9 protein-coding genes are annotated in these 15,138 nt (G+C 59.3%); all 9 read right to left on the bottom strand.

Translation table 11 applies throughout. The features are described from left to right. Nucleotides 1-78 precede the first annotated feature (78 nt). The 9 genes from H7B67_RS22555 to H7B67_RS22515 all read right to left on the bottom strand — a co-directional run bounded on the left by H7B67_RS22555 (nucleotide 79) and on the right by H7B67_RS22515 (nucleotide 15,077). Nucleotides 79-1,401, bottom strand: coding sequence for an ABC transporter substrate-binding protein (locus tag H7B67_RS22555; protein ID WP_185122116.1), 1,323 nt, complete (start codon nucleotides 1,399-1,401; stop codon nucleotides 79-81). A gap of 93 nt (nucleotides 1,402-1,494) precedes the next feature. Then, complete coding sequence (locus H7B67_RS22550; protein WP_185122115.1) at nucleotides 1,495-2,808, bottom strand: extracellular solute-binding protein; 1,314 nt, start codon at nucleotides 2,806-2,808, stop codon at nucleotides 1,495-1,497. Beyond that, nucleotides 2,805-4,382 carry a response regulator gene (locus H7B67_RS22545; protein ID WP_185122114.1) on the bottom strand — a complete coding sequence of 526 codons (1,578 nt, stop codon included), beginning with the start codon at nucleotides 4,380-4,382 and terminating at the stop codon, nucleotides 2,805-2,807. Before H7B67_RS22545 ends, H7B67_RS22550 begins: the two co-directional genes overlap by 4 nt. A 49-nt stretch (nucleotides 4,383-4,431) precedes the next feature. Beyond that, nucleotides 4,432-6,204, bottom strand: coding sequence for a cache domain-containing sensor histidine kinase (locus tag H7B67_RS22540; protein WP_185122113.1), 1,773 nt, complete (start codon nucleotides 6,202-6,204; stop codon nucleotides 4,432-4,434). Further along, nucleotides 6,201-7,223: a LacI family DNA-binding transcriptional regulator gene (locus H7B67_RS22535; protein WP_185122112.1), complete on the bottom strand. Its 1,023-nt coding sequence runs from the start codon at nucleotides 7,221-7,223 to the stop codon at nucleotides 6,201-6,203. The genes H7B67_RS22540 and H7B67_RS22535 overlap by 4 nt, the downstream gene beginning before the upstream one ends. Before the next feature lie 102 nt (nucleotides 7,224-7,325). Continuing rightward, nucleotides 7,326-8,408, bottom strand: coding sequence for a glycoside hydrolase family 172 protein (locus tag H7B67_RS22530; RefSeq protein WP_185122111.1), 1,083 nt, complete (start codon nucleotides 8,406-8,408; stop codon nucleotides 7,326-7,328). Between the two features lie 15 nt (nucleotides 8,409-8,423). Beyond that, nucleotides 8,424-10,292, bottom strand: a complete 1,869-nt coding sequence (locus tag H7B67_RS22525; RefSeq protein WP_185122110.1) for a beta-L-arabinofuranosidase domain-containing protein — start codon at nucleotides 10,290-10,292, stop codon at nucleotides 8,424-8,426. A 19-nt stretch (nucleotides 10,293-10,311) separates the two neighbouring features. Continuing rightward, nucleotides 10,312-12,792, bottom strand: coding sequence for a GH116 family glycosyl-hydrolase (locus H7B67_RS22520; protein ID WP_209649169.1), 2,481 nt, complete (start codon nucleotides 12,790-12,792; stop codon nucleotides 10,312-10,314). Nucleotides 12,793-12,890: 98 nt separating this feature from the next. Then, nucleotides 12,891-15,077 (bottom strand): DUF4185 domain-containing protein, encoded by a 2,187-nt coding sequence (locus tag H7B67_RS22515; protein ID WP_185122109.1) that lies wholly within the window; start codon nucleotides 15,075-15,077, stop codon nucleotides 12,891-12,893. Nucleotides 15,078-15,138: the final 61 nt, after the last annotated feature.

The following is a 15,138-nucleotide window of genomic DNA, read 5'->3' as shown; positions in this document are numbered from 1 at the left end:
CGTACTCCCTCCCATCGGCGGGATGGGAATGGAAGGCCGGCTTTCGCAAGCTCCAGCCCCGGGTTCCCGCCGTTTTTCTTATTTGTTGGCCGTCTTCAACGCCTCGTTGATCTTGGCATCCGCTTCCTCGGCCGCTTTGGCTCCGTCGTACTTGCCGAACATCACGTTCTGAATCGCGTCGCCGACAACGTCGAGAACCTCGGAAGGGTACCGCGGCTCCGGAATGGCCGAGTCGTAAATTTGCTCCGTGAACACTTTGCGCATTCCTTGGTTATAAATCGCCTTGCCTTGCTCGACGACGGATTTGCGCGGGGAGTAAGCGAACTTCACCTCGGTGCACCACTTCAGGGCGCGAGCCGGATCCTCCGCGAACGCCCACATGACGAACTTCGCCGCTTCCTCCGCATGGGCGCTCTTGCCGTTGACCGCGAACTTCCAGCCGCCGGCGTCCGTCGCCGCTTGACCGCCTTCCGGAATCGGCAGCGGCGCTACGTTAATCGGCACGTCGCCGAAAACTTCTTCCGCCCGGGTGATGGCCCACGTTCCGGCAATTTGCATGGCCGCTCCTTTGCTGCCGAGGTTATCGATCTCCGTCGGGCCGTTCTGCAGCTTCGTCGGAGACAGGCCTTCCTTGAAGAATCTCCCCCAGTAGTCCAGCGCCTTGGCGGTCTCCGGCGAATGGAAGGTGGACTGCGTTCCGTCGGCGTTCAGCACGTTGCCGCCTTGCTGCCACAGGAACGGATACCATACAAAGTTGAGATACGCCCCTTTGTCCGGAGGAATAACCAGCCCGGCCACCTTGTTCGTAGTCAGCTTCTTGGCGGCCTCGTACAGCTCATCCCATGTCTTCGGCACATCGACGCCGGCGTTCTTCAGCATGACTTCGTTGTAGTAAAGCCCGAGCAGCTCCAGCTCGTATGGGAGCGCCATGATCTTGCCGTCGACCGTGACCGCGTCGAGGGAAGCCGGGAGGAAGTCTTCTTTCGCTCCTTCGGGGAAATAAGGCGTCAAATCCGCCATCAGTCCGGACTTGGCGAACTTCATGAAGTCGCCGGGGCTGATCATGTAGATGTCGGGTCCGTCTCCGGAGGCGAAACCCGTCGGGAGCTTGGTCGACGTGTAATCCGTTTGGTTGTAAGTCGAATATTCGATCTCCACGTCGTCCTGGCTCTTGTTGTACTCGTCTACGAGCCCTTTGAAGAATTCTTCCTCTTTCTCGGTATGGAAGTCCCAGAACTTCAGCTTCACTTTCTTACCGCCGTTCTCCGAACCGGAAGCCTGCGCGGATGCCGATTCGTTCTTGCCGCCATTGCCGCCGTCGTTCGAGTTGCCGCACGCCATTTGCAGCATGAGCGCCAACGAGACCGCCGCGATCCCAATCCCCTTCCAAGTTTTGCCCATCGTCTGTAACCCCTTTCAAAATGAATTCGACCCAAGTGTAATCCACTTGGGCCGATCTCCATAACGGGAAATATTTACGATGGGTGGACGATTTCAAGGCTGCGCCAGCGCGTTCCCGATCGCCTTGTCCGCTTTGCTAACAATCGCTTCAGGAGCGATGTCGCCGAACAGCATCTCCTGGATCGTATCGGAGAAGATCCGGTTGATCTCCTCCGGAAGCTGAGGCTCCTCCCGTTCCGTTCCGAAGACTCGGTCGGTAAACACCACGCGGAGCCCCTTGCGGTAATTTTGGATGCCTGCCTCCATCACCGACTTACGAGGAGGATAGGCGAACTTGACGTCGCTAACCCACTTGAGGGGAATGCCCGGATCGCCGGCGAACGCCCACATGACGAACTTCGCGGCTTCCTCCGCATGCTCGCTCTGTCGGTTCGCGGCCATTTTCCATCCTCCGGCAATGGTCGCCGGCTGTCCTCCTTCCGGAACGGGAAGAGGCACGACGCCGATCGGCTGATCGGCGAATTCCGTCTCGAGCATGCGAATGTTCCACGTCCCGCTGACTTGCATCGCCGTCTCTCCGTTCGCCAGAATGCCGATGTCCGTCGTCGGGCGCGAAGGACGGAGATTGAGCAGTCCCCGCTCTACCATGTCGCGGAAGAAGCCGTACATCTTGACCGCCTGCGACCCGGATAGCGCCGATCGGCTGCCGTCTTCGGCCAGCAGATTGCCTCCTGTCTGCCATAGGAACGGAAGCCATGAGAAATTTTTGAACACCCCGTCGTACGTCTCGATGGTCAATCCGCTGATATCGGGGGTTCGAAGCAGCTCCGCGTCCCGCATCATCTCTTCCCAAGTCTCGGGCGGATCTAGGCGATGTTGGCTGAACATTCGTTCGTTGTAAAACAGACCGAGCAGCTCCATCTCGAACGGGACTGCATAAATTTCTTGGTCAACCGTCACGTTATCCAGCGCCGCCGGATAGAAATCGTCCCGAATCTTCGCCGTAAATAAGTCCGTTAACGGATACAGGAAGCCCGCATCCGCGAATCTTCTTATCGTAGCGGAAGAGACGAAGAACAAATCCGGCCCCTGTCCGGAAGCGAACGAGGACAGCAGACGAGTGCTGGAGAAGTAGTCGTCGCTGGACACGTATTCGATCCGGATCTCGATGTTCGGATGGTCCTTCTCGTACTGCTGAGCCAGCCAAGTCCAGAAATGGTATTCCATCGCTTGGTGGAACGTCCACAGCCGCAAGACGATCTTGCCGCCATCGGCCTTCGTATTCGGCGCTTCAAGCAGCTTGGAGACATCCGGACCGACGGACTTGGTCACGGCGCTGCCGCAGCCCGCCGTAACCAGCATGAACCCGGCGAGGAGGAGCGCCAACGCTTTTATTGCCCTTTTCACCCGTCTCCCTCCTCCTTTCGATAGAAGAACTGCCGGTATTCGGCCGGCGTCGCTCCGACATGCCGCTTGAACAGCCTGGAGAAGTATTTGACATCCTGGTAGCCGACCAACCGGCTGATCTCGTACAGGCGCAGCTCCGCATCCGTCATCAGCGCCTTGGCCTTCTCGATTCGCAGCCGCGTTAAATACTCGACGAAGTTATCTCCCGTCTCCTGCTTGAAGAAAGTGCTGAAATAGCTGCTGCTCATGCCGGCTTGATGAGCGACCTCCTCCAGCGAGATGTCCCTGGCATACTGTCCGCGGATGAACTCGATCGCCTTCTCGATCGTTCGGTTGTTCCTCTGCTTCCGTCTCCATTCCAAGGCTTCGGCGATGGCGACGAACCATTCCGTCATGAAGAGCCTGTACTCTTCCACGGAGAATTCCCTTCGGAACAGCTCCTGAGGACGGATTATTCCCTTATTCGCCGCGTCATCGATCCGGTTCTCGTAAACGATGCGGTAAACGGAAGAAAGCAGTTGAAGTGCGAACCGTTGGAAAATAGGGTAGGACTGCTTCACGCTCGCGACTTCGAGAAGAAACCGCTCCAATCCCTCCAGCGCCTTGTCCGGATCTCCGGCGCGCAATTCCCGGCAGATCGCTTCGTCCAGCTCTACCGGATAACCGAGCGCTTCGCGGGCGATATTCGCGCCGTCCTCGTAGAGACTGGCGATGCCTTCGCCGCGAATCCACTTGTCCCGAAGCGCCTCCGATGCTTGTCGGAACAAGGCAGGAAGTTCCCGGAAATCCTTCGTCGTTCCGCTCAGTCCGATCGAGATCGAGATTTTCACCCATTTGCCTACTTTCTCGATCAATATGCGGGCCGCATCCGGGTTTAGCGCCTTCCCGACGGTCAGATACAAGATCCGGGGACCGCTCGCGAATAAAGGCAGCAGCTCGGACTCCCGACTCTCGGCCGCCAATTCCTGAATGACGTTGCGGACCGCGAACGCGACCAGTTGCTTGTCTCCCCACTGATCTTCCCCGATCAACTCCTCGTATCGGTCGATCTCGACGGCCAACAGTTGAAGCTCCTCCGCTTCGGCCGGCAGCAGCGACTTCAGCTTGTCCTCGTAGCTCCGGGCATCCTCCTCTTCGAGCAGCCAATCCTTCCACCACTTGGAATAATTCAGGGAGTCCCGAGCCGGCTTCGCCGATGCTTCATCCGCTCCCCGCCGTTCCTTCACGCGCTGCAGCAGGCTCTTGATCTCCGGAGGCTTGACCGGCTTGAGCAGGTAGTCGAACGCTCCGAACTTGACGGCTGTCTGCGCGTATTCGAAGTAACCGTAACCCGACAGTATGACGACGCGAACCGGATACTCCTTCAAAGCGCTGAGCAGATCCAATCCGTTCATCTTGGGCATTCGGATGTCGGTGATGACGAGATCGGGCATCTCCTTACGGACAAGGTCCAACGCCTCCATTCCGTTCTTGGCCTCTCCGGCCACGCTCCATTCCGGATCCAGCTTGGGAATGAGAGAAGTCAGGCCTCTGCGAATTCTCGGCTCGTCGTCCACGATGATCGCTCGATACATAGGTTTACCTCCGGTGATAGTTGCCTGATTAGGTCGGTGTCTCGTTCGATCAAGACAGCCTGGGCAGAACGATCTCGACGACGGTTCCTTCCTCGGGAGAAGAGCGGATCGATACGCCGTATTCGGCTCCGAACTCCAGCTTCAGCCGATCGTCCAGATTGTAGATGCCGATCCCTTTGCTTCTCCGGAGCATGATCTGTTGAAGCTCCTCCTGCGGAATCCCGTTACCGTTATCGGCGATCACGACCCGAATGCCGCCGGTGGACTTGTCCTCCGAGATCGATACGGCGATCTGGCCCCCCTCCTCGACGTTCTCCATCCCGTGCAGGATGGCGTTCTCGAGATAGGGCTGGAGGAATAGTCTCGGGACTCTTAAAGAGAGCAGCGACGGGTCGGTATCGAACGTGATCCCGAATCGGTCCTCGAACCTCATTTTCTGCAGATACGCATAGTCGTTAGCCCACTTCAGCTCTTCCTCGAGCTTGACCCATGGTCCGCCGGAGCGTATCGCATACCGCATGATGTCGCTTAAAGCGGCGATCATCTCGCTGATGTCCGTCTGCTCCCGCTCGATGGCCATCCAATTGATCGTGTCGAGCGAATTGTAGACGAAATGCGGATTGATCTGCGCCTGCAAAGCCCGAATCTCCGCCTCCTTCTCCTTGCCCGAGACGATGCGAACCTCCTGAATGAGATCCGCGATGCGGCCTCGCATGCCATTATAGGCGGCTTGCAGCAGTCCGATCTCGTCGGCCGAAGTCGTTTGCAGTTGGATATCCATATTATCCTTATGGATCTGCTTCATCGCCCGCGCCATCTGCCGGACCGGCCTCGTGATATAGCGGGAGGTCAACCAGGCTAGCAACAGGAAGGAGCCGCCGAACGCGATTAGCGTAACCAGAAGAAACTGCCGAAGATCGCGGGACTGCGCGGTCATGTCCGATTGAGGAATAAGCGATAGATAGAGCCAGTTATTGTAAGACGACTGGACGTAGCCGACCCGATAAAGCTCGCCGTTCAGCTCCTGGTTTGTAAACGGTTCCATATATTCAAGCAATTCGCGGTAGAACGGAATGTCCGAGAGCTTCACTCCGTAAGCTTCGGGATTGCGGCTCCACAGGAGATGGCCCATACCGTCCGCCAGCAGCAGAATTCCGTTCGGGCTAACGTTCACTTCCTTTACGAGCCGGTCCAACGCCGAAATTTTCACGTTCATATAGATCGAGCCGAGCGTCTGCATGGACTCGGTCACGTCCTTCACCTGCATGCCGATCAGGAAATAATGGGTCGCCTGCGGCAAATAACGGTTGGACGGCAATTCGTACGTCGGAAGCCATACCGCCCGGCCTTCGGCCGCTTCCACCGTACGCTGCCATTCCGGGTGCTGGCCGAATTGCGACAAGAAGAAGTTGGACCCTTTGAAGTCCGCGAAGTACGTCTGCCCGTCCGAGGTGTAGAGATAGATCGAATCCAAGTCTTCTTTGCCGCGGAGGAAATTTCTCAGGAAGCGGTTAACCGTCTCGGAATTACCGCCGCTTGGGCTTCCGCTCAGGCCGTCAATCCGGCTGAGTTCGGCGATAACCTCTTCGTTATCGTATATGGTCTTGAGCTGCGTCTCGTATTCCTTCAGCATCTGATCGACGTTTTGCTTTACCAAGTTGAGGACCTGGCTTGTCTCCTGGTCCGTCCGCTTGGCCACGAACCGGCCGGAGCTGCCGTTGAACGAATAACCGAACACGAGAAGCGGCAGCAAAATAAAAAGCACGAGAAGAAGCGTCATTTTCCTCTGGAGCGTCCACTTGCCGAGCCGAAACCCGTTCATTCGCGAACCGGCCGCACGCTCGAATCCCGCACGACGAGGCGCGGCACCAGCTTGACTCCGCCGTTTGCGACGGGATGGCCTTCCAACCGCCTCATCAGCAGAGTCGCCGCCTGCCTTCCAATCTCCTCCTGCAAAAGCGCGACCGAAGTCAGCTTCGGATAGACTCTCGAAGCGATATCCAAGTTGTCCATGCCGACGATCGCGACATCCTCGGGAATGCGGAGTCCCGCTTCCTCGCAAGCCTTCATGACGCCGATGGCCATCAGATCGTTGGCCGCCACGATGCCTTCGGGCCGGTCCCGCCGCTCGAGCCATTTTCTCGCCGCCAGGTAACCGCCCCGCTCCGTGTAATCCGATTCGGCGACATAGCGGTCGTCCATCGGCAAACCGCCGTCCCGCATCGCTTCCCGGTACCCGCAGAAGCGCTGGTAACCCGTCTGCTCGCCCAAGCTTCCGCCGACGTACGCGATAGACCCGATTCCCTGGCCGATCAGATGCTCGGTGGCTAGACGAATTCCCGCGTACGTGTCGACGTAGACGTAATCGAACCGGTCCTGCCCGGCAGGCGAAACGTATTGATTCGTCAGCACGACCGGCGCCTTGAGCGCGTTGATGGCCCGGATGTTCTCCTCGCAGAAGTTAAAGCTGACCATGATCATGCCGTCCGCGACTTTCTCCCTTAAGTTCTGAATCGCTTTCAATTCCTCCGCCAGGCTGTGCTTCGTATAGATAAGGATCATCAGATAACCGTATTCCTCCAGCACCTGATTGATCCCGTTGATCATGTCGAAGTAGAACGGATTGCAAATATCGGGCACGGCGAAAATGATCTTGCGGGTCCGCCGCATCTTCAGCGTCTTGGCGGCGCTGTCGGGAGCGTAGTTCATCTCTTGCGCGGCTTTGAGGATTTTCTCTTTGGTCTTCTCGCCGCAATAGCCCCGCCCGGACAGCGCCCGCGATACGGTAGAGGGGGAGACGCCTACCCGCTCGGCGATATGGTAGATTGTATGCTTATCCATCGGCTCCTCCGTAATCCCGATCGCCCGTACGGGCTTGTCGAATGCTCTCTCTCCTCCCACAGTATCACCTCGCCGTCCACGGATCAATGGATGAACCTGTATTTAGATGACTTCCCGCCCGTCGTTGCCGGCAATCGCGGAGAACGGCGCGTGCGGCTCCGCCTGATACCAGAACGCCGTGGCGGCGATGTCGCTCATCTGCGGCAAGTAGCGGCCGCCGGAGCGCCAGCCGAGATCCTGGATCGTCACCCGAAGGTCGTTCTCGAACCGGATCGGGTCCATTACGTGCCAACGGTACATGCCGAACCGCTGCTGGCTCCGGTATAAGCCGTCCGGCTTGATGACCTGATGCATCCCGAGATACGGCGTCGAATAGGTCCGATAAGTGCCTTGCGGCTGTTCCCAATTCCACGCGCCGCCGAAGTAATCCTCGGTTCCCGTGCCGCAGATCGTCGGATATTCGCCGTCGCCGTCCAAGTAGAACTTGATCTCCCCTTCGCCCCACCAGCCGTTGTTGTTGACCTGCCAGGCGAGATAGGTGCCGACGTAATGGCCTTTGCCCTTCACGCCGTCCAATATCGTAAACGTTTCCTTATAGGGAACCGGATTCGTCCTGCGCCACGAAGCATGGAAATAAGCCGCATCGTCCGGAACCTCCGTAAGCGTATAATCGATCTGATAGTAAAGGACAGCCTTCTCGGGCGCTCGATTCTCCATCGTGACGCGGGCCGATTGGCGGAACGGCATTTGCCAGTAACTGTTCATGCCGCCCGCCGGGTTGACGGCGACCGGCAGCGAGTTTACGTCGCACCGCTCCTGCCAGCCGTTGCAGAAGAAATCCCCGACCGGCACTTTGACGGAAGGCTGCTCTTCCCCGTCCCAATGGATTCGAAGAATCAGGTTCCGCCAGAACGTCGGGAAGCAGGTCAGCCACAGGTGCTGAATAGCCCCCGGCCCTTGAATCTCGCCCATGACGAACGTCGCGCCCGGCTCGATCTCGACGGAAGGCGACACCTTCCAGCCGACGCCCAGCTCGCGGGAAGCGTGGCTTCCCGTTCCCTCCGTCGCCATGCCGCCCTTGCCCTTCTCACCGGTGAAGTTCTCGGGACTGATCGATCGCGTCTTCGCGTCCGACAGCCTCGCCAAATTGCCCAAGCCCATATTCAATCCGTTAAAAGAGTTCATTCGTTTTCGCCTCTCTCAATTGTTTTTGTTTGGTATTGAGGGGAATTCGCCGATTCTCAGCTTGGCTCCTCCATAAAGAACGAGCTCAAGCTCGACGGCCGGCTGGTCCTCCGTATCCGGCACGAGCGGGGGAGCGTCGGCGTTGTTGCCCGCCATCCGCCAGTTCCGGACGAGCTTGCCCGCCGTCAAGATTCGGACCGGGCTTTGCCGGGCATCGAACGGTTGGTATGGAACGGGAGCTTCGATCGCCCGGCATTCCGCTTCTTCCAGCAAGCCGTACTTCCATGGAGTCGAAGGGTACACCTCCCAATCGTGGAACCGGCTTCTCGTCTTCAGCATCTGCCAGTTCTCCCCGATCGGAAGCGCGTAAACGAGCGGCCCCCGTTCCACGCTGACGGCATACGAGCCCCAGACGCTCTTCTTGACGTCCATCGGAAGCGTCAGAAGCGCGACGTCCCCATCCTTCCAGACCCGATCGACCTTGGCAAAGCCTTGGGACACGTCAAGCTCGACCGACTCCCCGTTCACCCGCAGCGAAGGACGCTCGCACCAAGCCGGAATTCGCCAATCGATGGCGAACGGTTCGGAACGATCCAGACCGATCCGAATCTCGACAGTCTCCCGGAACGGATAGGCGCCGACGACCTCCATTCGAAGCCTGGCGCCTGAGCCTACGGCAGCCGTCACGAGACACGGAACGTAGCTGACCGCCGCCAGCCCTCCGTCCGGAATCGCCATCCAAGCATGGGAAGCCAGCTTCGGCCAGCCCTGATGCATGTTGGCGGTACAGCAGCCGAAGTTCGGTTCCAGGCCGAACAGGTTGGCTTCCTCGTTGTTACTCCAATCCCTCTTCGCCACGTTGCAGACGATCTGGTTCACCTGCTGGTCGTACTGATGCGACGTCCAATCCGTCGAGATCGCCGCGGGGAGCGCGTTGAACGCCACCTTCTCGAGAATATCCCCGAACTGACCGTCGCCGAATATCCGAACGAGCTGCTCCATCGTGAACATATACTCGACGACGGCGCACAACTCGACTCCTTGCGAAGGGTGCGTCCCCGACAGCCATTCGTCGCCGGAGAACATGCCATGAGCTTGCCCGTGATAGACCATCAAGCTGGCGATGCCTCGTTTCGCGGCTTCAAGCTGCTTCGGATCTCCCGTCAGCTCATGCAGGACGCCTGGCGTCTTGACGCCCATCGCCACGTTGACGACGTGCGTTCGCCAATCCCAGTGCTCCACTTTGCGCCAGAACGGGAAGTCGCGAAGAATGGCCGTCCAGTCCGTCGTCTGCTTGGCTACGATGTCTGCGAGCTCGAGAAGGAACGATTCGGACGTCCTCTTGTACAGCCATATCACGCACAGAAGCATCTCCGCGCCCCGCGTCTTGGCCCAACCGTCGAGCGGATGCGCTTCGATTCGGCCGTGGACGTAACTCATGTATTTGATTAGAAAAGGAACGACTCTCGCGTCGCCGGTCGCCTCTTCATGCTGCATCAGAACCTTGAGCATGATCATGTAATGCCACCAGTCTTCCCGGCGGTCGACCTCCTGGTTCGCCGTGTGAATGAACGTCGGTCCGAAGCCGCCGTCCTCCCTCTGGCTGGACAGCGTCCACTCGATCCACCGGTTCGCCTTGGCGATCAGCTTCTCGTCCTCCAGCAAGTATGCGAGCGGCAGCAATCCATCCAAGTAATAGGGGCCTCGCTCCCAGCTGTCGCCGGATCCGCCAAGCCACCCGTTATCCGGCCCGACGTCGGGCCAGTGCTCCTCCAGATGGCCGGTGAAGCCGTCCGCCTGAATGAGTAGCTGGTCCTTCAGCCAGCCCATCGGTTTAATGCTGCCGAGCGGCAGATTGTCGTAAACGGCAGGATGTAATGGCATGATTCATACTCGCTTCCTTCTATAGAGTAATTGTATAGCCGCAAGCCGAAACTTCCGTTCCGCTCAAATCGCCGCCGAGCACCTCGACCTCGAACCGCAATCCGCCCTTCTCCCAGTCCTTCCATTGCCGATAAACGCCCCAGCCTTTGCCGGTGCTCCAGAAGCAGTTGAAGTCGTCTCGGTTCAGAACCGGGGCGAAGCTCATGCGGCAGTGCGCCATGTCGAATTCGAAGCCGCTAATCGCGACGAGCAGCCCCCAGCTCGCCATCGAGCGGACGTAGTGATGGCCGCATTCCACCTCGTTCCACGGGTTGCGGCGGAAGCCGTTCTGGCGCTCCCGCACGGCTGCGACGACCGTCAACGCTTCTTCCATCGCTCCCTGGTAAATCAATTCCGTCGCGACCTGATATTCGATACCCGTCCACACCTCGTCCGAATAGACGAACGGCAGCTTCGGTCGGCCTCCTTTCGGCCACGAGCAGAGCAGCAGCCCTTTCTCGTCGTTCAGCGCGTAGGTGCGTTGGCAATTCGAATGATCGGAGAAGTCGGCGCGGTAATTGTGGCGGTAAACGGCGCGAATGGCGCTGCCCAGCTTCTCCCCGTCCGTCAGGTCGCCGAGTCCGTACAGATGCGCGAGCTGCTGGCCGAGCAGTTGATCCGACAAGCATCCGAGTCCGTGTTGGTACTTGTGGCGGTCAGGGTCGTCCAGTCTCTGCACGAAATATTCGCCGTTCCAAGTCAGTTCGGCAAGACGTTCGGCGCTTGCCGCAGCTTGACTCGCATAACGCTTTGCGGCCTCCGTTTCGCCCAGATATGCCGCCATTTCGGCGCACGCCTTCAAAGCGCCGATTAACATAAACCCAGTCAGCGGATTCGGCCCGTAAAATTCGATGTCGTACGTGTTATGCTGCTCCCCATCCAGCACTCCGTCGCCATCGGTGTCCCACTGGCTGAAGGCGAACCGAACGGAGCGTTCGGCGTGCGGCCACAGCTCCTTCAGGAAGCCGCCATCGCCGGAGAGCTTCCATTCCCGGTAAAGCCGCATGACCGAGCCTAGCTGCCCGTCGGCGGCAGCCGGCGCGACCTTGCCTCCCCAAATCCATTCGCAGCCGAAGCGCTTCCTCGCCCGGAACTCCATTTTCCCGGATTCGTCCGTCTCCTCCAGGAACTCGGTCCGCCGCATGCTTCGTTCCAGCTCGGGATAAAGGAACGCCAGCGTCTGCGCGTAATTCCAGACATGCGTGCAAGTGCCGTCGCAGCTGCCCAAGTCGTCGAAGGTGCCCTCGTAGCCGAAGAAAGAACCGTCCTCCAGCCGGAAACAGGTCGTGCTGCGAAGCACCGGCATATTGCCGGCCAAAGCGTCGACGATCGGCTCAGGTAGCGTGCTGCCGAACAGCGCGTCGCGGAAACGGAACGTTCCCTCCGTAAGCCGCGCCCGGTTCCGGATCAAGTACGCGCCGGCATCCCACGCGCTGGAAAATCGCGCCGCGTAGCGGTTCCGTGCGGTCTCCTGCCCCGGTCTCGTGTCCCGTACGTCGTCGTACCACCCGTTGATCCGGTTCGGGAAGTACCAGGCCAGGACGAATTCGAACGCCTTCGTCTCTCCGGGCTCCAGCCGTTCGATGATGCCGATCGAGCCGGTATCGGTCCGGTGCTCCTCCGACGGCTCCTCGTAGCCGAGATCGGTCAATCTTCCGTCCGCCGTGAAGTCGTCCCAGAACTCCTGGAGAAAATCGTACCAGGCGCCTCGCAGCCAAGCTCTCTTGAACGTCACGTTGCTGCCGGTCGTCAGGAGCGCGAGATTGCCAAACTTCAAGTCGCCCGGCTCCCACTTGCGCGAGCTTAGATATAGGCCGGAGAACGACTCCTCCCGGCGGAACTCGTTGACGTTCCGGCCGCAGGGCATCTCCGGGTGCAGATTGCCGAACTTGTCGTACGTTAAACCTCCGATCGGATTGATAAGCGAGCCGCATACGACGACTTCGGCCGGCCGGTCGCCAGCGTTGGTGATCCGATACGTCAGATAGGCGCCGGGAACGCCGGAATCGTCCGCGTTCAGCGGAATCATCGGCGTATAGGCTTCCAGCTCGGCGCGAACGGGAAGCTTATCGTCCTCGAACGTCACCCGTACGACCGGGTAAGCGCCGGACAACTCCGACCGGTTCATTCGCGGCAGACCGCCCGCCGACAGCGGGTGTAAGCCGTGAGAGAGCGAATGCGGCGGCTGCAGCTTGGACTCCAGCACCTTGGTTATCGCTTCACCGCCTTCCGGCTGAACCCGGATCGCGAAGAACGTATTCGGCATCGTCGTCCCTTTGGCCGGCGCGTTGAAGATCTCCCAATCCCTCAGCTCGCCGCGGCTGCCGAGCGAGACGTTGCCCGTGCCTATGCCGCCCAGCGGAAACGCGGCTTCCGTCGCGCTTCCGGGATAGGTTCGCCCGAATGAACGCGCATGGTTTTCTTGTCCGTTTCCTCTCATCGTCTCTTCTTCCGTCCTCATTTTTGCGCCTCCCGAATTTTATGAATAATAGAATCCAAGCTTGGATCGACAAAGGCAGTCCCGCCAAGGAACCGCCTCCGTCGACTATTCCGCTCCCGTTATTTCTGACTCAGGCTCGCCACGTTCGAGAGCGGCTCGAGGCCATCCATCGATTCGGCCACGAACAGCTTCGCCGTGTACCCCGAGTTGTCTCCCGGCATCATGAACCCCCCGGCGAACGTCTCCGTCGCCCCGGGGCTTACCGATTGCGTAACCGCGGATACGTTCCGCAGCTCTCCTTGCTTGTCGTACAACGCCAGAACGAGCGTGATCGGCTCCGGCGAGGACGTGAAGCTTCGGATATTGGCGGTCGCAAGGACCATGCCCTTCTTCGGTAGCTCGCGGAGCACGTTGCCGGACTTATCCTTGAAGACCGCATTCTGGACGGAGTATGCAGGGCCGGTCACGCGGACCGTCCTCTTGACCTGCGTCGCCGCGTTGCCCTCCGTGTCGGCCGCATGATAGATTATCGTGTACGTTCCGACAAGGGAAGTGTCCACGGATCCTTCCACCGTTATCTTCCGCGAGATATCCCCGTCCAGATTGTCGGTCGCCGTCGCTCCCGGATCCTCGAACGTGCCGCCGAGAGGAATTTCGACGGATGCGTCTCCTTTCAAGGAGATAACCGGCGGGACCGAATCGATGGCAAGAAGACTGTAGTCGTCCGCCTGGACCCACGTATCCCCGTTCGCCCAGAAACCCGTGAACACCGTCACCGAATCGTGTGGGCCGGAGTTGAAGCGGACCGATTGACCGGTATAGTTGTCGAGCCTGCCGTATTGGAGCTCCTTTAAGATCGTCCCGTCCGGAGCCCTCACGCCGAAGTAGCCCGCGTTATTGTTCTGGGACGTCCGAAGGAAGCCCGTCAGCTCGTACTCGGTATTCGGGGTGACCGGCACGGTTTGCTTGATCCCGTTCCAGCCGGCATCGTTCCTCAGGAAGACGTTGTTCGCGCCTCCGCGGGAGAAAGAATGGTTCCGGTCGACGCCTCCCTTGCCGCTCTCCAAAATCCAAGGCGACGAGAGCGAATCCGCCTCCTGGCTCTCGAACGAAGGATCCGCGATCTCATTCGTCGCCGGGCTGCCGATCTCCAGCGTGGAATGCATGAGGAAGACGTTGTACGGGACCCACTGCGACATGAGAAAATACAAGTCTTTGCCCTGCAGGCTCCACGGATGAATGAAAGCGCCGTAAAGCGCCGGGTACTCGTCTCCCGTGGCGATCTCCGATTCGCCCGACCAGCCGCCCGTCAATTCGGAGGAGCTGCGAAGGACGATCGCCGCGCGATCCTCGTTCAAATACGTCATGATGTACTTGCCGTAGTAGGAATTGTAAGCGACCGACAGCTCGCCCACCGGATCGACGATGACCTTCGCCGCCGCCGATTCGTCGCCCGCGATCCAGTCCGACCCGTTCCAATATTCGTACTTCTCCTTCGCGAGAACGTCCGCCTCCGGAACCCTGGCAAGGTAAGCGCCGTCGAACCGTCCTGCCGGCGTTCCGAACATGTAGACAAAGCCGCCGTCCTTGAGGAAAGCCGCTTGCCCGAACTTGCTGTCAGCCCCCCATCGGACTCCCGACTTCGTCCAGGTTTGACCCTCGTCGTCCGAGTACGCGATCTCGCTGAAGTTGATATTCCATCTTCCGTTCGCGCCCCAGTTCCGGATTTGCATGTAATGGATATAATGCCTGCCGCCGACGGATACGCCCGAGGTCGGAATCGCCGTAAAATCGCTGTTGCCGTCCGTATTGTGGTCCGAATGGATAATCTCCTTGGCGAAGTCCGGCGACGCCGGGTCCGTGATCATGGACGAGAACTTCAAGTCTTCCCCGAGATCCCGGTCCTCCGACAGCGCGAGCAAGTTGCCTCTCCAGCCCGTGCCTCCGCCGCCGTTGCCGCTCCATCCGGCGAACGAATCCCCGAACGCGATCATGACCTTCGGATGCGCCGGATCCGTCGTAGCGTCCCAGACGATGCCGAGATCCGTGCCGCCGAGAGCGTAGCGGCTATTGGTTTTGTTCGGGTTCGGAAGAGTCTCCCCGTCGGGCGTCGCCCCGGTTACCCTGGCGATCTTCGTCGCTTTGGTCCCGATCAGCTCGTGCGCGGAGGAATCCGCCGGGCTCGAATCCGATGGGCTCGAATATGAGGCAGCCGTCTCGGCCGAGGCGGGAGCCGCCAGCGAAACGGCGAGCATCAAGCCGGATAACGCCGTCGCGGCTTTTCTCCAATTCGTTCTTCGGTTCATGTCCTTTCCTCCCATCTCCTTCACCGATCGTCTGCCGGTCCGGCGACGAATAGGCGATGAT

It is taken from the genome of Cohnella thailandensis, from assembly GCF_014212135.1.
GTDB classification, from domain to species: Bacteria; Bacillota; Bacilli; order Paenibacillales; family Paenibacillaceae; genus Cohnella; species Cohnella thailandensis.
The sequence above is the reverse complement of the archived record's forward strand: the minus strand, read 5'-3'. Positions and strand labels throughout refer to the sequence as shown.